Raw genomic sequence first — 16235 nt, 5'->3', positions numbered from 1 at the left:
CGCACCTCAGGGTGAGGATATCAGCAATCCCTCATGCTGAGGTGCATTGCGCAGCAATGCCTCGAAGCATCACCCCGCGGGCGCGCCGAAGTGGGCGAAATAGCGCGGATTGATGGCGGCAACCGGCAGCAGGATCAGCACGTCGGTCGAGTTGAAGGCGTGGTCGATGACGGCACCCTCGCCCACGTGGCAGCCGAGCCGCACATAACCCTTGATGAGGGGCGGCAGCGCCCGCATGGCGTTCCGCGCATCGATGGCGTCCAGCGGCTTGCGGCGCATTTCCACATAGCGGTCGGGAAGCGCCGCGACACGCCAGTCATCCGGCGCTGCCGCCTTGTGGGCGAGGAAGGTGAGCGCCTCGGCGTGATCGTCAGGATTGGTGCCGTCGAAACTGGCGCAGCCCATCATCACGTCGATGCGATGCTTGCGCACATAATTCCAGATCCCCTGCCAGAGCAGTTCGGCCACCGGCTGGTCGCGCATGTCGGCGCGCACGCAGGAGCGTCCGAGCTCGAGGAAGGAGAGACCCTGCTTGCGCTCGAGAAGCGGTGCCAGGTCATATTCGGCCGAGGTATAGAAGCCGTTCACCTGCCCTGCCGCATCCTCCCGGATCAGGCGGTAGGTGCCGACGAGATCGCCGCCATCGATGGCGAAGGCGGGGTCGCCCGCCTCGCCCTTCCGCACCACCATGAGGTGATCGCACACCGCGTCATAGCGGTCGGCGTCGCGGCCCTGGGGATTGGCGGCCGTCTGGGCCGTGCCTTCCTCCATGAAGACACGGTGGCGCAACCGCTGGGCCGCCGCCACATCGTCGGCGGAGCGGGCAAGCCTGGCGGCAAAGCCGCTCTTTTCAGCGAGAATCGTCTCGGCAACACTCTGGAGCATGGGGGCAAGATTATCCGGAACCGTGACGGTTCGGTAACGCAATCACGCCGCAGGGGCAAGCGCGAGGCGGGCGACGCAGTTCTCGAGGTCGTGGCGGTCGAAGGGCTTGGCGAGGTGGCCGTCCATGCCGGCGGCGGCACAGGCCTCAACCGCTTCGGGGCGCGTGTTGGCGGTGAGCGCGAGAATGGGCAGGCGGCGCGCGCTGGCCCCCTTCTGCGTTTCCGCAGCACGGATCAGGCGGGCGGTCTCGGGGCCGCTCAGGCCCGGCATTTCCATGTCGAGGAGAAGGATGTCGAAGGCGGTCTGGCTGTTGATCGCCTCGATCGCCGCAGCGCCCGAGGAGACGGCCGTCACCTTGTGACCCGCCTTCTCGAGAATGGTGCGGGCGATGACCGTGTTGACCGGCGTGTCGTCGGCGAGGAGCACGTTGAGTGTGCGGCCGCTGCCGGCCCGCGTGGTGATGGTGCGGAGCTGTGCCGCGGCGGTGCGGATGAAGGCGCTGTCGCGCGAGGTCAGTTGTTCGACGAGCGTCGAGCAGCGCACCGGGCGCATGAGATAGCCGGTGAGCGGCGGGGTGAGGAGATGGCGGAGCTGGCGGCGCTCGTCGGGCGAGAGCAGGATCCAGATCTGCGGTACCGGGCGGCCCTGGCGCGCCATGCGGCGGGCGGCCTCGAGAAGGTCGGGGCCTGACGCCGCATCGCAGATGATGGGATCGATGCTGTTGGTGAGCAGCGCCCTGGCGTCGCTCTCGGCGGCTGCAGGAGCAATCGTTGCCCCCTGCGCCTGCAGCTGGCGGGCGAAATGATCGGCGACAAATCCGGAGGAGAGGCTGAGGCGGAAGCGGCGGCCGGCGAGCGCATTGCCGGCCCGGAGCGGTGCGGTGGCATCGAGCATGTGCGGCAGCACCACGGTGAGCGCGGTGCCCTTGCCCTTGGTGCTTTCGGCACTGATGCTGCCACCCAGCCCTTCGGCAATGCGGCGGCTGATGGTGAGGCCAAGCCCGGTGCCGCCATAGCGGCGCGTCGTCTCGGCATTGGCTTGGGTATAGGGGCGGAAGACCCGCTGCAATTCATCCGGCGTCATGCCGATGCCGGTGTCTGAGACGGTGAAGACGAGATCATCGCCGGAGCCGCGGGCGACCGCGATGGCAACGCCGCCCTGCTCGGTGAACTTGATGGCATTGCCGGCAAGATTGAAGAGGATCTGGCGGAGCCGCATGTCGTCGCCCCGCACCATCTGCGGCACATCAGCCGCGAAGAGCGAGACGATCTCTATTCCCTTGGCGTGCGCACGGGGCGCCAGCAGCTCAGTCACGTTCTCGACGAGGGCGACGATGTCGACGGGCGCATACTTGTCCTTGCTCAGCGCCTCGGACTTTGCGCCATCGAGGATTTCATCGATGATCGAGAGCAGGATGCGGCCCGAGGCATGGGCGGTGCCGGCGTAGTTTTTCTGTTCGGGGGTGAGTTCGCTTTCAAGGAGCAGGCCCAGCATGCCGATCACGCCATTGAGCGGCGTACGGATCTCGTGGCTCATGGTGGCGAGCAGGCGGGACTTTTCCTCCGCCAGTTCCTCGGCGGCGTTGCGCGCTTCCTGTTCAGCGGAAAGGCCGGACTTCAGCATCTTCATGCGCTCGAGGATTTCCTGGTTGAGCAGCACGTAGCAGATGACCGAGAAGGTGAAGGTGCCGACAATCAGCACGGTGGCCGCCACGAAGGGGCGATGGCCGAGGAAGTGGGCGACGAAGGCGATCAGCACCAGCGTCAGCAGGATCTCGAGGCTCCACACCGCAAAGAGCGCGCCCTTGCGCTTCTTGCTGGCGCGGCCGCGGGAGGCTTTTCGCTCGGGTGCCGGGGGGGTCATAACGGGCCGCTTTTAGGCCCATAAGCATTTCCAAGTGGTGACCCGATCAAAACACGGTAAAGTTTCGATAAATATTGAGAAAAATGGTGATTGGGCGGGGTTGAGCCAGCCCTGGAAGACCCCGTTTCAGCGCAGTAGCTTCAGGCTTCCGGTGAGGGAGCGCACCCATTTTTCAGGCCCCGCAAGTCCTACCCCTTCGATCACCTCATTCGCCAGATCCTTCTCCGGAAAGAGCGCCTGATAGTCGTCGAAGCCGTGGATCGCCCGGGCGAACTGCGGGAAGGCAACAACGGAAGCGCCCTCGGGCGGAGGCAGGGCCTTGAGAAGCAGGGCGCGCATGGCGTCGGGCGTCGCCTGCAGGATGGGCAGGGCGCGATTGGCGCTGTTGTGGATGCTGCGGCCCTGGGCATCGGTTAGGGCTGTGGCGGCAAGGGTGGGCCAGAGGGCTCCCAGCCCCACACCGATCACTGCGGAGGTGTTGGCGAGGAGGCCCGGCGGCAGGGTGGGATCGAGGATGATTGCGAGGCGGTCTGCGCTCATGGTGAACCTTTCGTTTGCGGAGGCGCACTTTGCCGCAAGGGGCCGCCGTCTGAAAGGCCTCGCGCTTTCTCAGGCGGCGCGAAGTCCTGCCGGACGCTGGCGGTAGCTCAGGGCCTCGGCGATGTGAATGCGGCTAATCCGGTCCGCGTGGGCGAGGTCGGCGATGGTGCGGGCCACGCGCAGCACGCGGTGATAACCCCGGGCCGAAAGCTGCCTGGCGTCCGCCGCGTCCCGGATGAGGGCGGTGCCGGGGGCATCGAGGGCGGCGATCTCTTCGAGCAACTTTCCGTCGGCCTCGGCATTGCTGCGGAGGTTGGGTCGCCCCAGCGACTGGAAACGACGGGCCTGGGTTTCGCGCGCGGCCGCAACACGGGCGGCGACATCGGCACTCGTCTCCTTGGGCGGGGGCAGGGTGAGGTCAGCAGCGCGCACCGCCTGCAGTTCGATCTGCAGGTCCATGCGGTCGAGGAGCGGGCCCGAGAGCCGCGCCTGATAATCCGCCGCACAGCGGGGGCCGAGACGGCAGAGCTGGCCCGGCTCGCCCGCAAGCCCGCATTTGCAGGGGTTCATGGCGGCGACCAGCTGGAAGCGGGCGGGGTAGGTGACGTGATGGTTGGCCCGCGCCACGACAGTCGTTCCCGTCTCCATCGGCTGGCGCAGGCTTTCGAGCGCGCGCGGCTGGAACTCCGGCAATTCGTCGAGGAAAAGAACGCCATGATGGGCAAGCGCCATCTCGCCCGGCCGGGCCCGCTGGCCGCCGCCCACCAAAGCCGGCATGGAGGCGGAGTGATGCGGCGCGCGGAAGGGCCGCGCCAGCGAAAGTTCGCCGTCGCGCAATTCGCCCGAGAGCGAGGCGATCATCGAGACCTCCAGCATTTCGCGCGCCTGCATGGGCGGCAGGATCGAGGGCAGGCGCTGCGCCAGCATCGACTTCCCCGCACCGGGTGGCCCCACCATCAGCAGATGATGGCCGCCCGCTGCCGCCACCTCGAGGGCACGCTTTGCCGCCTCCTGTCCCTTGATGTCGGAGAGGTCGGGCAGGTCCGGCGCCTTCTGCTGCAGGCGGGGCGCGGGGCGGCGAAGCGCCTGCGTGCCCTTCACATGATTGAGAAGCTGGATCAGCGTTTCGGGTGCGAGGATCGCCACCTCTTCCCCGGCCCAGGCCGCTTCGGCACCCGACGCCTTGGGACAGATGAGGCCGAGGCCTTTTGCGTGCGCGGTCATGGCGGCGGGAAGCGCGCCGGAAACGGGGAGCAGGCTGCCATCAAGCGCAAGCTCGCCCATCACTGCGTGGGCGTCGAGAAAGTCGGGCGGGATCACCCCCATGGCGGACAGCAGGGCAAGCGCGATCGGCAGATCATAGTGGCTTCCTTCCTTCGGCAGATCGGCGGGCGAGAGATTGACCACGAGGCGCTTCCCCGGCAGCGCCAGGCCGATGGCATGGAAGGCGGCGCGCACGCGCTCGCGGCTTTCCGCCACGGCCTTGTCCGGGAGACCGACGACGGTGAAGGCCGTCTGCTCGGAGACGAACTGCGCCTGGCAGTCGACGATCACGCCCTCCACGCCCTGGAAGGCGATGGTTGCCACCCGCGCTGTCATGATGCCCCTCGCCCCCGCGTTGACTGATCAAACCGTGAACATTCGGAAGTATTGGCTTATGGGCAAATGTGTGAACTCCCTCGAACCCTTTGAGCTTACTCAGCCCTTTTGAGCGGCCAGCGAGAACGCGCCTCTCGGAAGGCAACTCCATCTCTCATATTCAGAGGGACGCCTGACATTTTGGTCAGACTCTACAGTGTGGTCAGCTCAGAATTGCCCGGTAGAAATCCGAAATGGGCAACTCCCTTTGTCTCGCGATGCTGTAAATGAAGTGATGCGTTTCGCCGAAGATTTTTGCGACGAAGATCAGAAGCTTGTCCTTTAGTCCGACAGTGTAAGAAAGGTGATCACCATGTGTGCATTCGACTCGTTTGTGAGAATGGAAATTGTGACGATCGAAGTCACCTCTTCTCACCTCAGTGTTGTCCAGTACCTTGACCAAGAAAATTGAGCTTCCGCTGGTCCCCACCAACAGCGTGACTTGTTCCCGTATGACTGCGCCATGCTTTTCGGGAGATTGAAATTTAGTGAAATCGAACAAAGGCTTTAAAACGTGCTCTGATCGCTCAGCCCCTAGTCGAACCAATTTCATCAATGGAGTGAACAGTGATCTGAGACCGGCGCGGTTCAACTTCTCAATTTCGTCGGCAACGTGTTCCCCAAACTCGATAAGCCCGCAGTTTCGAACCTGCGCAATTTTTTTCCTCATGGCATCCGAATTCATGTCTCACTGAACTCCCCGTTGTCGCCTGATCGAGATCTTTGTTGCCCCGTTAATCGTCCCTGTTTTCCATCTGCCGATAGATATCCTCCAGCTTGTTATTCTCCTTAAGCCAGTCCAGTACCTTCAATTCTCCCATAGGAACCACTGCAGCGATCGGCTTGCTGTGAGCAGTAATCACCACCTTTTCTTTTTGAAGTTGAACCAGATCCATCAGAGTAGAGAACTGCGCACGCGCTTCACTTGACGCCACGGATTTGTGAGTTTGCGGCAAATCAGCGGCCTTGGACTTCGAAATATCCGACAGGGAAATTTGATTGCTCATTGTGCACTCTCATATGATTACTTAACAGCTATATATGCCCATTCGCACAAAACAGTCAATTAGATTTTAATTGACAAAAAGATATATTTCGCATAATTGTACAAATTATACGATTGGGAGGTTCTGATGACGGTGGTCCGCACAATTCTGGCACTCCTGCTTGCCTATCACGCTAGCGGCCAATTCTCCGATTGCATTACTATCCAGCAATACGCCCAGAGGTTTCATGACATTGGAGAATTTTCTCAGATCGCAACGTTGTTGGTTTTTCCATATGCAGCATATGAGTTGCGATCCGTTCTCATGCCCATTTTCGATCTCTTGAAGCCTCTAGCAACACCAATTACTCACGTGGTTCGAAGCTTTTTTGATCCCAGAATTTGATCCCACCCTTCGGGCTTTTGAGCCCGAACGGCCAAGGTCGCTTTGCCGCGCCACGAACCACAGGATCACACACAAAAACCTCTCCGCTTGCTGACCTTGCAGCAAACAAACGCAAGTATTCGCTCATGGGCAAATGAGAATTCGGCAGTCCTTCCGTGATCTCTCAAATTCAATTCAAAGTGTTGGAAAATACATGACTCATTTTTTTCAGGTTGTGCGGGATGGGGAATTGTTCAGATGCGAGGCCCCCCAATGAACACACCCAACAAGTCCAAACTGATTTCCAAATTGTCCCGGAGCAAGGAAGGAAGCACCAGCGTGGTGTTTTCGATCTGCCTCTTCTCCGTCGTGCTGGCCTGCGGCTCGGCCATCGATTTCGTGCGCTGGCAGAATGCCAAGACGGAAGCCGCCGCCATCGCCGATGCCGCGGCCCTCGCGGCGGTGAGCGCCACCGGTGTCTCCGAAAGCCAGATGAAGGCGATCGCTGCCAACTCGGTGAAGGAGAACAGCACCGCACTCGATCTCGAATTCTCCGGCCAGCCGAAGTTCTCCTACGATGCGGCCAAGACCGAGTTTACCGTGGAGCTGAACGGCAAGATCCCCACCTCGCTCATGTCCCTTGCCGGAATTTCGAATGTCGATGTCGCGGTGCGCGCGGTTGCTGTGCGCCCTTCCATTCCGCCCGTCGAGATGGTGCTGGCGCTTGATACCACCGGCTCCATGGCGGATGCGAAGATCACCGCCCTCAAGTCTGCCGCGGCGAGCATGGTGACCAGTGTGCTCAAGAACAAGGACGCCAAGATCGGCATCGTGCCCTTCGCCAATTATGTGAACGTCGGTGTGGGCCGCCGCAACGACCGCTACTTCGACGTGCCCGCCGACTACGTGGCGCAGTCGTCCTCCTGCTCCACCACCTATCCCGAAAAGAAGGGTTGCAGCATCGTCACCACCACCGGCACCTGCAGCAGCACCAACGACGGCGTCACCAAGAAATATGCCTGCACCAGCAGCAAGGAAGTGTGCCAGTCCTGGGGACCGGCGGTGAAAAGCTGCAAGAACGTGAACACGGCCTACAAGTTCTCGGGCTGTGTCGGCTCGCGCGACGAGGACTACCGCGCCCGCATCGATGTGGAGGTGAAGCGCTACCCCGGCTTCCTCAACACCAGCTGTGCGGCGGAAATCCTCGATCTCACCACCAGTGCGTCGGCGGCGCAGGCCAAGATCAATGCCCTCACCGCCTCGGGCGAGACCTATCTGCCTGCGGGCCTCACCTGGGGCTGGAACATGCTCAATTCCGCCGAGCCGCTCACCGCGGCGGAAGATTCCGAAAAATTCGCGGCGAAGGGTGGCCTCAAGGTTCTGGTGCTGATGACCGACGGCGCCACCACACTGGCCCCCAGCACGCGGTCGGCGGGCACGCATGTCCTCGCCTCCTCCTCGGTCTACAAGTCCGTCAGCTATTCCCAGGCGCTGTCGGCGGAGCTCTGCACCAACATCAAGGCCGACGGCATCGAGATCTATACCGTGCAGTTCGACGTCGCCGACAAGGACCTGCAGAAGCTCCTGACCGATTGCGCCTCGGCGGCGGACAAGGCCTACCAGGCAGCCGATGCGAAGGAACTGGCCTTCGCTTTCGAGGATATCCTGAACGACATCGCCGAGGTGCGGATCGCCCGCTGATCCTCCTGATTTGCCAAGAAGCAAGGGGCTGCGGTCATCTCCTGCCCACGGAGGTGACCCGGCCCCGGAATTTTTTTTGAATCTTTTTTCAAGGTCGTGTCGAAATCAGCAGGGGCCGGGTGTCACTGGTCCGGAAGGCGCGATGGCGTGACCTTCCGGACAGAAAGGGAAGACACCTATGAGTATCACTGAAACGGCCGGCAGCGGCCCCCTCTTCGGCAAGATCATCGGCGCTGCGGCGCTCGCCGGCCTCGCCTGGAACATCTTCGGCATCGTGCAGTTCGTGGGCAGCGTGCGGGCCACGCCGGAAAGCCTCCTGGCCTCGGGGCTCACCCCGGAACAGGCGCAGGTCATGACCGGCTATCCCCTGTGGATGACCGCCGCCTTCGCCATCGGCGTCTTCGGCGGGGCGATCGGCAGCGGACTTCTGCTCCTCCGCCATGGGCTGGCGCGCGCCGTGCTCGGCGTCTCGCTGGCGGCCTATGTGGCGCTGTGGACGGGTGACGCAATCCATGGTGTTTTCGCCGCCATGGGCCTGCCGCAAATCCTCATCCTCTCCACCGTCGTAGCCATTGCAGCCGGTTTGTTCTGGCTCAGCCTGCGCCCCGCAACCTCTCACCGCGCCGCCTGAGCCGCGCCCACCACAGGAGTAACACCCATGCAATTCATGATGATCCTCACCGAAACCCAGGAAGACCTTGACCGCCGCGTGAGCCCCGCCACCGCCCAGGAATACTGGGCCGGCTGGAACGTATTCGTCACCGCCATGGCGAAGTCCGGCGTGGTGGTGAGCGGCGAAGGCCTGCAGACTCCCAATACCGCCACCACGCTCCGCGTCCGCGACGGCAAGCGCATCGTCCAGGACGGTCCCTTCGCCGACTCGAAGGAGCAGCTTGGCGGCTTCTACATCATCGAGGTCGCAAATCTCGATGAGGCGCTGAGCTTGGCTGCCAAGGCGCCCTCGGCCCACACCGCGGCGGTCGAGATCCGCCCCGTTCTGGTGATGAACCCGCCGAAGTGAGCGGCACCGCCCACGCTGCGCGCCGGGCTGCCGAACAGGCGGCCCGGGCCAGCTATGGCCGCCTCGTGGCCTTTCTCGCCGCCCGCGACAACGACATTGCCGCCGCCGAAGATGCGCTCTCCGAGGCGCTGGTGAGTGCCTTGTCGCGCTGGCCGGAAGACGGCATCCCGCACAATCCGGAGGGCTGGCTGATGACCGTGGCACGGAACCGCCGCCTCAACCAATACCGGGCGCAGAAGCTGCGCCGCGAAGCCGAGCCGGAACTTGCGCTGCTGCACGAGGGAGGAGATGAATCGGAGCCTGCCGCATTTCCGGACCGACGCCTGCAGCTCATGTTCGCCTGCTGCCATCCCGCCATCGATGCCGCCGCCCGTGCCCCCCTCATCCTGCAGGTGGTGCTCGGCTTCGATGCGGCCACAATCGCGCGCTCCTTCCTCGTCGATGCGAAGGCAATGTCGCAACGCCTTGTGCGGGCAAAGTCGCGGGTGCGCGATGCCGGCATCGGCTTCAGCCTGCCGTCGCTTGCCGACATGCCGGAGCGCCTTGCCGATGTGCTCGATGCGATCTATGCCGCCTTCGGGCAGGACTGGGACGCGATAGAAAATGCCCCTGCGGCGGAGAGTTCTGACGGCGGAGGCGATCTGGCTGGCGCGGCTTCTGGTGCAGCTGCTGCCGGAAGAGCCGGAGGCCAAGGGCCTGCTCGCGCTCATGCTCTATTGCGAGGCGAGGCGCCGTGCGCGGCGCGATGCCGAAGGCGGCTTCGTGCCCCTGAGCCGCCAGGATGCGAGGCTGTGGGACAGGCCGATGATCATCGAGGCGGAAGCACTGCTCACGCATGCGGCGCGGATGGGGCAGTTCGGCCGCTACCAGTGCGAAGCGGCGATCCAGTCGGTCCACATCCAGCGGCCCATCACGGGGCGGATCAACCATCAGGGCCTGCTCGTGCTGTATGATCTGCTTGTCGCCCATACCGACAGCATCGCCGCGCGCATCAGCCGGGCCGTGGTGGTGGCGGACTCAGGCAAGCCTGCGCAGGCAGCAGCCGATCTCGAGGCCATCGATGCCACGAAGGTTGCCGGCCATCAGCCCTGGTGGGTGGCGCGGGCTCATGTGGCGGCCTTGCTGGACGACAGGGAGAAGGCGCGCGCCGCGCTCGTCACCGCAATCGGTTTGACGGCCGACCCGGCGGTGCGCCGGCATCTCGAAGGCTTGCGGGCCGCGCTCGCGTCCTAGACGCATGAAGCGTCCTCACCCCGCCTTTTTTACCGCCGCCTTCGTCACTTCGCCGAGGAAGCCGCTCGCGGCGATTTTCTGCGCCATCTTGCGGTTCATGGCGAGGTTGAGGGCGGTGCCGAGGTCGGGCTTCGCCTCCATCAGCGCCTTCAACTCGCGGGCATTCCAGACGAAGTAGGGCGTGCCGGGCGCGATGGTCACGGTGGCGGAGGCGGGCTGCGAGAGAAGGAAGGCGATCTCGCCGATGAAGGTGTCGGACGGTATGACGGCGCGGTTGCCCTTCTTCTCGATCTCGATCTCCCGCTCCAGCACGAAATAAAGCTCGTCGAGCGGCTTGTCCTCCACGGTAATGGCGAGATGCGAGACGGCGATCTGCTCCCGCGCCGCCGCCAGCAGCTTGCGGAACTGCCCCGGCGAGACTTCCTTCAGCAGGTCGAACAGCCGCTTCTCGGTGCGGCTCAGGCGGAAGTGCATGCGGTCGGAGAGGATGGCGAGGATCATGCCCGCGTTCACCAGCATGAACATGGCGCTCCAGAAGATGCCGCCCCACAGCGGCACCTCGGGCGCAAAATAGAAGTAGAGGACGTAGACGATGTCGCCCACGATGATCAGTCCACGGAGGGCCAGCTGGTTGCGGAAGAGGAAGCCGGCGAGATAGAGGAGCGCGCCGACATGGACGATGTTGTCGCTGATCAGGAGCTTGTCGAACATGGGGAGGCCGTGGTGCGCATGGAAGGCGGGATGCTGTCATACGTCTCCCGACATGGGAAGACGGAAAATCAGCCGCCCTGTTCCAGTTTGTCCGCCACCTCGGCCACGCCGCGGATGTCATCGACGGCGAAGAAGCGCGGCGTATCAACCGGCACCTCTTCGTGCTCGTGCTCCCATAGGATGTCGAAGGGCACATAGACGCCATAGCCGCCCGCCTGGATCATCGGCAGCACATCGGAGCGCACCGAGTTTCCCGCCATCAGCGTGCGCTCGGCCCGCCCGCCGTGGCGGGTGCAGAGGCGGCGGTAGGTCTCGGGCTTCTTGTCGGAGACGATCTCCACGCCCTCGAAGAGATGGGCGAGCCCCGAGGCCAGCACCTTGCGCTCCTGATGGTACAGGTCGCCCTTGGTGACGAGCAGCAGGCGGTGGCTCTTGTGCAGCCGTTCCAGCGTTTCGGTCACATGGGGCAGAAGCTCGATCTCGTGATCGAGCATGGTGCGGCCCATGGCGATGAGTTTCGAGATCGTCGCGGCATCGACACTGCCCGAGGTGATCTCGATGGCCGTCTCGATCATCGAGAGGGTGAAGCTCTTCACCCCATAACCATAGAGGCTGATGTTGCGCTGTTCCGCCTGGCCGAGGCGGCGTGCACCTTCGTCCGGCGGCAGCACATGCGAGAACATGTTGCCGAAGGCCTTCTCCGCCGCATCGAAGTGGATGAGGTTGTGCCAGAGCGTGTCGTCGGCATCGAAGGCGATGAGGTCGAGGTGGCTCACCGCCTGGCCTCGATGGCATCCCAGATCAGGCTCGCAATATCGGCACCACCGAAGCGCTTCACCTGGCGGATGCCGGTGGGCGAGGTGACGTTAATCTCGGTCATGTAGTCGCCGATCACGTCGATGCCCGTGAAGATGAGCCCGCGCTTCTTCAGTTCCGGCCCCAGCGCCTCGCAGATCTCGTGCTCGCGCTTGGTGATACCGGTGGGCACGGCCTGGCCGCCTGCATGCATGTTGGAGCGGTGGTCATGCTCGGCCGGCACGCGGTTGATGGCGCCCGCCACCTTGCCGTCGACAAGGATGATGCGCTTGTCGCCCTTCCGCACCTCGGGGAGATAGCGCTGGGCGATGATCGGCTCCTTGAAGAGCTGGCCGAACATCTCGAGCAGCGAGGAGAAATTCTGGTCGCCCTCGTGGGTCTTGAAGATGCCGGCGCCGCCGTTGCCGTAGAGCGGCTTCAGGATGACGTCGCCATGGGCGCGGCGGAAGGCGTTGAGCTCGTTCCAGTCGCGGGTGATGAGGGTGGGCGGCATGAATTCGGCAAAGCGCAGGATGAAGAGCTTCTCGGGCGCATTGCGCACTTCCGCCGGGTCATTCACTACCAGCGTCCTGGGGTGGATCTGCTCGAGCAGATGGGTGGCGGTGATGTAGCCCATGTCGAAGGGCGGATCCTGCCGCATGAGGATGACGTCGCTCTTGGCGAGGTCGGTGGTGCGGCGTTCGCCCAGGGTGAAGTGGTTGCCCTTCTCGTCGCGCACGGTGACGGGCTCGCCCGCCGCGAAGAGGGAGTTGTCGCGCCAGGCCAGCGCGTTCACATGATAGTGGAACAGGCTGTGGCCGCGGCGCTGGGCCTCCAGCATCAGGGCGAAGGTGGAATCTCCCGTGATGTCGATCGAGCTGATGGGGTCCATCTGGACCGCAACGGAAAGTCCCATGGTTCAGCGGTCTCCGTAGAATGCGTTTTCAATATGCCGGGGGCGAAGGTTAGAAGAGACGGTGACGATGTCAAACCGGCAGTGGCTGGCGGCCGCGCGGGCATCGCGGGCCATCCATGCCGCCGCCGCAGCACTGATCCGTTTCGATTGTTTTGATGTGACCGCGATCACCGCATCGTCGTGGGCACTCCGGGCTTTGACCTCGATGAAGGCGGTGGTGCCGCCCTTGCGCATGACGAGATCGATCTCGCCACTCCCGCACTTGAAGCGCCGGGCGAGCAGGCGATAGCCCTTGAGGCGGAGGAACCAGAGCGCCACCGTCTCGGCCATATGGCCGCGCCGCTCCGCCTGCTGGCGCGGGTTCACGGGCGGCTGCCCTTGAGCTTGAGGATGCGGGCGAAGGCTTCATCGCGGGGAAGCCCGGTGAGCTTCGAAACCTGCTGCGCCGCCTTTCCGGCGGGCAGGTTGGCGGCGGCATCGGCGATGATGCGGGCGATCTGGGCGTCGTCGAGTGCAGCCTCCGCGGCGGGCTTGCCTCCGATCACCACGACGCATTCGCCCTTGATCGTCTCGCGGGCCGTGAGCGTGGCATGCACCTCCGCCGCCGTGCCGCGCACGATCTCTTCGTGCAGCTTGGTGAGTTCACGCGCCACCGCCACGGGCCGTGCGGCATCGCGCGCCGCGATGTCGGCGAGGCAATCGGACAGTCTGTGCGGGCTTTCATAGGCGACGACGGTGTGGGGAAATTCCATCAGATCATCGAGGGCGTGGCGGCGCTCGCTGTCGGCAGAGGGCAGGAAGCCCGCGAAGTGGAAGCTGTCGGTGGCGAGGCCCGAGAGCTGCACCGCAGCCAGCACCGCATTGGCGCCGGGCAATGAGGTCACCGGCACGCCCGCCGCGGCACAAGCCTTCACCAGCCGGTAGCCCGGATCGGAGATGAGCGGCATGCCTGCATCGCTCACCACGGCGATGGCCTTCCCTGCCTCGATGTCGGCGATGATGCCGGGGGCCAGCGCCGTCTCATTGTGTTCGTGCAAGGCCTTCAACGGCACGCGAAGGCCATAGCGCTCCATCAGGCGGAGCGTGATCCGCGTGTCTTCACAATAGATGGTATCGGCGGCGGCGAGCGTTTCGAGCCCGCGCAGCGTCACGTCCCCGAGATTGCCGATGGGCGTGGCGACGAGATAGAGCCCGGGCGCAAGCGAGGGCGCGGTGAAGGCGTGGGCGCCGATATGGAAGCGCTTCTCCGCCGTCATCTCATGTGCCCGCTCGATTTCATGAGCCGGGCATAGAAGGGCGGGCGCTCAGGTGCAAGTCAGCGGATCGGGCGCAGCGCCTGGTAAAGGGCGCGGTACTTGGGCAGCAGATCGGTGAAGCGGGCCTGCCACGTGGGATTGGGGTCGACCACGCTGCTGCGCGCAGGCTTGGTATAGACGGCGGCGTCGGCCTCGCCGGTCAGCGCCTGCCGCGCCAGCCGGGCGACACCGAGTGCGCCGCCCGTCTCGCTCGCCGGAATGAGGGAGAGGCTGCGCCCCAGCGCCGAGGCAATCATCCCTGCCCACAGCCTGCTCTTGAAGCCGCCGCCCACCGCATAGAGCACATGGGGCACGGTGCCGCTGCGGGTCAGAACGTCGTAGCTGTCGGCCAGCGAAAGCGCGATCCCCTCCAGCGTGGCGCGCAGTAAGTCGGCGCGCGTGGTGCTGGCGTCCAGTCCCATGAAGGCGGCGCGCATGGCGGGATCGTCGTTGGGGGTGCGCTCGCCGGTGAGATAGGGAAGGAAGAGCAGTCGGGAAGGCCGGGCCATGCCCTTCTCCACCTGCTTCAGAAGCGTGGTGATCTTCTCTTCGGGTGCGAAAAGCTCCGCCGCCCAGGCAAGCGGCGAGGCGCCATTCAGCATCGCTGCCATCTGGAACCACAGGCCCGGCAGGGCATGAGCAAAGGCGTGAATATTCTGCGCAGGCGCCGGCACATGGGCACGCTTGCTCACGAAGATCTGCGCCGCCGTGCCGAGCGAGATGACGCCGTCGCCTTCTTCGACGAGACCGAGGCCGAGCGTATTGGCGGCGGCGTCGCCGGTGCCGGTGACGACCGCGATGCCGGAGGGGAGGCCAAGCGCCTTGGCGGCAACGGGCATGAGGGGGCCCACGATCTCGTTCCCCTCGCGGATCGCCGGCAGTTGCCTCAGCGCCACCCCGCAGGCGGCGGCGATCTCCGGGCACCACTGCCGCTTCGCCACATCGAGGAGCCACATGCCGGAGGCATCGACGGGATCGGTGGCGAAGGCGCCCGTCAGCCGGAAGCGGAGGTAGTCCTTGGGCGAGAGCACCACGTCGGCCACTGCCAGCACCCCGGGTTCATACGCCTTCAGCCACAGGAGCTTGGGGGCGGTGAAGCCTGCCATGGCGCGCACCCCGGCGACGCCCGCATGGGCGGGAAGCTGTGCATTGAGGGCTTTTGCCTCGGCGGTGGCCCGCCCGTCATTATGAAGGATGCAGGGGCGGAGTGGTTTGCCGTCCTTGAGGAGCACCGCCCCGTGCATGTGGCCTGAGAGCCCGATCCCCGAAATCTGCCGCCACTCCCCCGGGTGGCGGGCGGCCAGGGCCTTGCAGGCGCTGGCGAGCGCCATCCACCAGTCGGCAGGGGCCTGTTCCGACCACAGGGGCCGGGGCCTCCGGGTGGGGACGGGGGCGGAGGCGGCGCCGATCACCCGGCGGCCGTCGCTGAGCACGGCCTTGAGCGCCGTGGTGCCCAGATCGACGCCCAAAACCCTGATCCTGCTCATTTGCTTACTCTAAACAAGTCCGGGCCAATCCCGCAATTGACGGCGGCGGGGCTTCATGCCTATAAGCCCGCCATTCCGAAAGCCGCTGCCGCGCCAGGAGGGTCTTGAAAGGTCCCGTGGTTCGGATGCGGCCATTTCCGTTTGAACACATGAAGCAGGATTGATCCATGGCCAACACTTCCTCCGCCAAGAAGGCAACCCGCGTTGCCGGCCGGCGCACCACCATCAACAAGAACCGCATTTCCGCGGTTCGCACCGCCGTGCGCAAGGTGGAAGAAGCCGTGACCGCCGGCAAGAAGGCCGACGCGGAAGCCGCCCTCAAGGCCGCTGCCCCGGCGCTGGCCCGTGGCGCCCAGAAGGGCGTCATGCACAAGAACGCCGCCTCGCGGAAGATTTCGCGCCTCACCAAGCGCATCAAGGCCATGCAGGCCTGATCCGGGCCTGATCCAAGCCACCCGGTTCTTTCCCGGTAGAATCCGCCGTGGGCCTCCCACGGCGGATTTTTTTGTCCGACAATTGGCCCTCAGGGGCCGCCGAGTCCGGGTACTGATCTTCCGGGAACGGACAGATGTTAAACAAAAAATTAAGTCAGATCATCGGCTTGACTTCTTACAACCGGGGCATGCGCGGAATCGCCGGGAAAGCGCCCGATCCGGGGGGCAGGGCGGCAATTTGGCCTTCGCCGCTGTGGCATTTTTGCCGCTAAGTGATTCAATCCCTTGAATCAATCACTTGGGGAAGGACCCTGGGACGCTCCCGGGCCTCCGGGGGCGGACGGCA

General features: G+C 64.3%; 17 protein-coding genes and 1 pseudogene. 6 read left to right on the top strand and 12 right to left on the bottom strand.

Going from position 1 to position 16235, the window contains the following annotated elements:
- Positions 1 to 69: 69 nt before the first annotated feature.
- The 6 genes from QM801_RS16905 to QM801_RS16880 all read right to left on the bottom strand — a co-directional run bounded on the left by QM801_RS16905 (position 70) and on the right by QM801_RS16880 (position 5933).
- Positions 70 to 885, bottom strand: a complete 816-nt coding sequence (locus tag QM801_RS16905) for a GNAT family N-acetyltransferase (RefSeq protein WP_415020374.1) — start codon at positions 883 to 885, stop codon at positions 70 to 72.
- Between the two features lie 42 nt (positions 886 to 927).
- Positions 928 to 2748, bottom strand: a complete 1821-nt coding sequence (locus QM801_RS16900) for an ATP-binding protein (protein WP_415020373.1) — start codon at positions 2746 to 2748, stop codon at positions 928 to 930.
- Between the two features lie 126 nt (positions 2749 to 2874).
- Positions 2875 to 3288 (bottom strand): DUF2000 domain-containing protein, encoded by a 414-nt coding sequence (locus QM801_RS16895; RefSeq protein WP_415020372.1) that lies wholly within the window; start codon positions 3286 to 3288, stop codon positions 2875 to 2877.
- Between the two features lie 69 nt (positions 3289 to 3357).
- The gene (locus QM801_RS16890) at positions 3358 to 4887 is read right to left on the bottom strand and encodes a YifB family Mg chelatase-like AAA ATPase (RefSeq protein WP_415020371.1); all 1530 of its coding nucleotides are present in this window, start codon (positions 4885 to 4887) and stop codon (positions 3358 to 3360) included.
- Positions 4888 to 5089: 202 nt separating this feature from the next.
- Positions 5090 to 5611 carry a hypothetical protein gene (locus QM801_RS16885; protein ID WP_415020370.1) on the bottom strand — a complete coding sequence of 174 codons (522 nt, stop codon included), beginning with the start codon at positions 5609 to 5611 and terminating at the stop codon, positions 5090 to 5092.
- A 49-nt stretch (positions 5612 to 5660) separates the two neighbouring features.
- The gene (locus tag QM801_RS16880) at positions 5661 to 5933 is read right to left on the bottom strand and encodes a type II toxin-antitoxin system Phd/YefM family antitoxin (RefSeq protein ID WP_415020369.1); all 273 of its coding nucleotides are present in this window, start codon (positions 5931 to 5933) and stop codon (positions 5661 to 5663) included.
- A 702-nt stretch (positions 5934 to 6635) separates the two neighbouring features.
- Here QM801_RS16880 and QM801_RS16875 point away from each other — a divergent pair.
- The 5 genes and pseudogenes from QM801_RS16875 to QM801_RS16855 all read left to right on the top strand — a co-directional run bounded on the left by QM801_RS16875 (position 6636) and on the right by QM801_RS16855 (position 10251).
- Entirely contained in the window at positions 6636 to 7997 is a 1362-nt protein-coding gene (locus tag QM801_RS16875) for a pilus assembly protein TadG-related protein (RefSeq protein WP_415020368.1), read from the top strand.
- 178 nt (positions 7998 to 8175) lie between these two features.
- Complete coding sequence (locus QM801_RS16870) at positions 8176 to 8628, top strand: hypothetical protein (protein ID WP_415020367.1); 453 nt, start codon at positions 8176 to 8178, stop codon at positions 8626 to 8628.
- 27 nt (positions 8629 to 8655) lie between these two features.
- Positions 8656 to 9018, top strand: coding sequence for a YciI family protein (locus QM801_RS16865; protein WP_415020366.1), 363 nt, complete (start codon positions 8656 to 8658; stop codon positions 9016 to 9018).
- Positions 9015 to 9197 (top strand): annotated as a pseudogene (locus QM801_RS16860) (hypothetical protein); the annotation flags it as partial. The gene QM801_RS16865 and the pseudogene QM801_RS16860, both read left to right, overlap by 4 nt.
- A gap of 424 nt (positions 9198 to 9621) precedes the next feature.
- Positions 9622 to 10251, top strand: a complete 630-nt coding sequence (locus tag QM801_RS16855) for a DUF6596 domain-containing protein (protein WP_415020365.1) — start codon at positions 9622 to 9624, stop codon at positions 10249 to 10251.
- A 15-nt stretch (positions 10252 to 10266) separates the two neighbouring features.
- Here QM801_RS16855 and QM801_RS16850 read toward each other — a convergent pair whose 3' ends face one another.
- The 6 genes from QM801_RS16850 to xylB all read right to left on the bottom strand — a co-directional run bounded on the left by QM801_RS16850 (position 10267) and on the right by xylB (position 15455).
- The gene (locus QM801_RS16850) at positions 10267 to 10962 is read right to left on the bottom strand and encodes a cyclic nucleotide-binding domain-containing protein (RefSeq protein ID WP_415020364.1); all 696 of its coding nucleotides are present in this window, start codon (positions 10960 to 10962) and stop codon (positions 10267 to 10269) included.
- Between the two features lie 68 nt (positions 10963 to 11030).
- On the bottom strand, positions 11031 to 11738 hold the full coding sequence (locus tag QM801_RS16845; protein WP_415020363.1) for an HAD family hydrolase: 708 nt from the start codon (positions 11736 to 11738) through the stop codon (positions 11031 to 11033).
- Positions 11735 to 12673, bottom strand: a complete 939-nt coding sequence (gshB, locus tag QM801_RS16840) for a glutathione synthase (protein ID WP_415020362.1) — start codon at positions 12671 to 12673, stop codon at positions 11735 to 11737. Before gshB ends, QM801_RS16845 begins: the two co-directional genes overlap by 4 nt.
- Before the next feature lie 3 nt (positions 12674 to 12676).
- A complete protein-coding gene (locus tag QM801_RS16835) occupies positions 12677 to 13039 on the bottom strand; it encodes a YraN family protein (protein WP_415020361.1) in 363 nt (120 codons plus the stop codon).
- Positions 13036 to 13929, bottom strand: coding sequence for a 16S rRNA (cytidine(1402)-2'-O)-methyltransferase (gene rsmI, locus QM801_RS16830; RefSeq protein WP_415020360.1), 894 nt, complete (start codon positions 13927 to 13929; stop codon positions 13036 to 13038). Before rsmI ends, QM801_RS16835 begins: the two co-directional genes overlap by 4 nt.
- Before the next feature lie 59 nt (positions 13930 to 13988).
- Positions 13989 to 15455 (bottom strand): xylulokinase, encoded by a 1467-nt coding sequence (xylB, locus tag QM801_RS16825; protein WP_415020359.1) that lies wholly within the window; start codon positions 15453 to 15455, stop codon positions 13989 to 13991.
- Between the two features lie 167 nt (positions 15456 to 15622).
- Here xylB and rpsT point away from each other — a divergent pair, with 167 nt between their 5' ends.
- Complete coding sequence (rpsT, locus tag QM801_RS16820) at positions 15623 to 15889, top strand: 30S ribosomal protein S20 (protein WP_415020358.1); 267 nt, start codon at positions 15623 to 15625, stop codon at positions 15887 to 15889.
- Positions 15890 to 16235 lie beyond the last annotated feature (346 nt).

Source organism: Aestuariivirga sp. (assembly GCF_047600585.1).
Taxonomy (GTDB): domain Bacteria; phylum Pseudomonadota; class Alphaproteobacteria; order Rhizobiales; family Aestuariivirgaceae; genus Aestuariivirga.
The sequence above is the reverse complement of the archived record's forward strand: the minus strand, read 5'-3'. Positions and strand labels throughout refer to the sequence as shown.

Bases quoted from the DNA above. Each gene is read 5' to 3' on its own strand.
- QM801_RS16905 (WP_415020374.1), bottom strand. From the start codon at position 885: ATGCTCCAGAGTGTTGCCGAGACGATTCTCGCTGAAAAGAGCGGCTTT.
- QM801_RS16900 (WP_415020373.1), bottom strand. From the start codon at position 2,748: ATGACCCCCCCGGCACCCGAGCGAAAAGCCTCCCGCGGCCGCGCCAGC.
- QM801_RS16895 (WP_415020372.1), bottom strand. From the start codon at position 3,288: ATGAGCGCAGACCGCCTCGCAATCATCCTCGATCCCACCCTGCCGCCG.
- QM801_RS16890 (WP_415020371.1), bottom strand. From the start codon at position 4,887: ATGACAGCGCGGGTGGCAACCATCGCCTTCCAGGGCGTGGAGGGCGTG.
- QM801_RS16885 (WP_415020370.1), bottom strand. From the start codon at position 5,611: ATGAATTCGGATGCCATGAGGAAAAAAATTGCGCAGGTTCGAAACTGC.
- QM801_RS16880 (WP_415020369.1), bottom strand. From the start codon at position 5,933: ATGAGCAATCAAATTTCCCTGTCGGATATTTCGAAGTCCAAGGCCGCT.
- QM801_RS16870 (WP_415020367.1), top strand. From the start codon at position 8,176: ATGAGTATCACTGAAACGGCCGGCAGCGGCCCCCTCTTCGGCAAGATC.
- QM801_RS16865 (WP_415020366.1), top strand. From the start codon at position 8,656: ATGCAATTCATGATGATCCTCACCGAAACCCAGGAAGACCTTGACCGC.
- QM801_RS16855 (WP_415020365.1), top strand. From the start codon at position 9,622: ATGCCCCTGCGGCGGAGAGTTCTGACGGCGGAGGCGATCTGGCTGGCG.
- QM801_RS16850 (WP_415020364.1), bottom strand. From the start codon at position 10,962: ATGTTCGACAAGCTCCTGATCAGCGACAACATCGTCCATGTCGGCGCG.
- gshB (WP_415020362.1), bottom strand. From the start codon at position 12,673: ATGGGACTTTCCGTTGCGGTCCAGATGGACCCCATCAGCTCGATCGAC.
- rsmI (WP_415020360.1), bottom strand. From the start codon at position 13,929: ATGACGGCGGAGAAGCGCTTCCATATCGGCGCCCACGCCTTCACCGCG.
- xylB (WP_415020359.1), bottom strand. From the start codon at position 15,455: ATGAGCAGGATCAGGGTTTTGGGCGTCGATCTGGGCACCACGGCGCTC.
- rpsT (WP_415020358.1), top strand. From the start codon at position 15,623: ATGGCCAACACTTCCTCCGCCAAGAAGGCAACCCGCGTTGCCGGCCGG.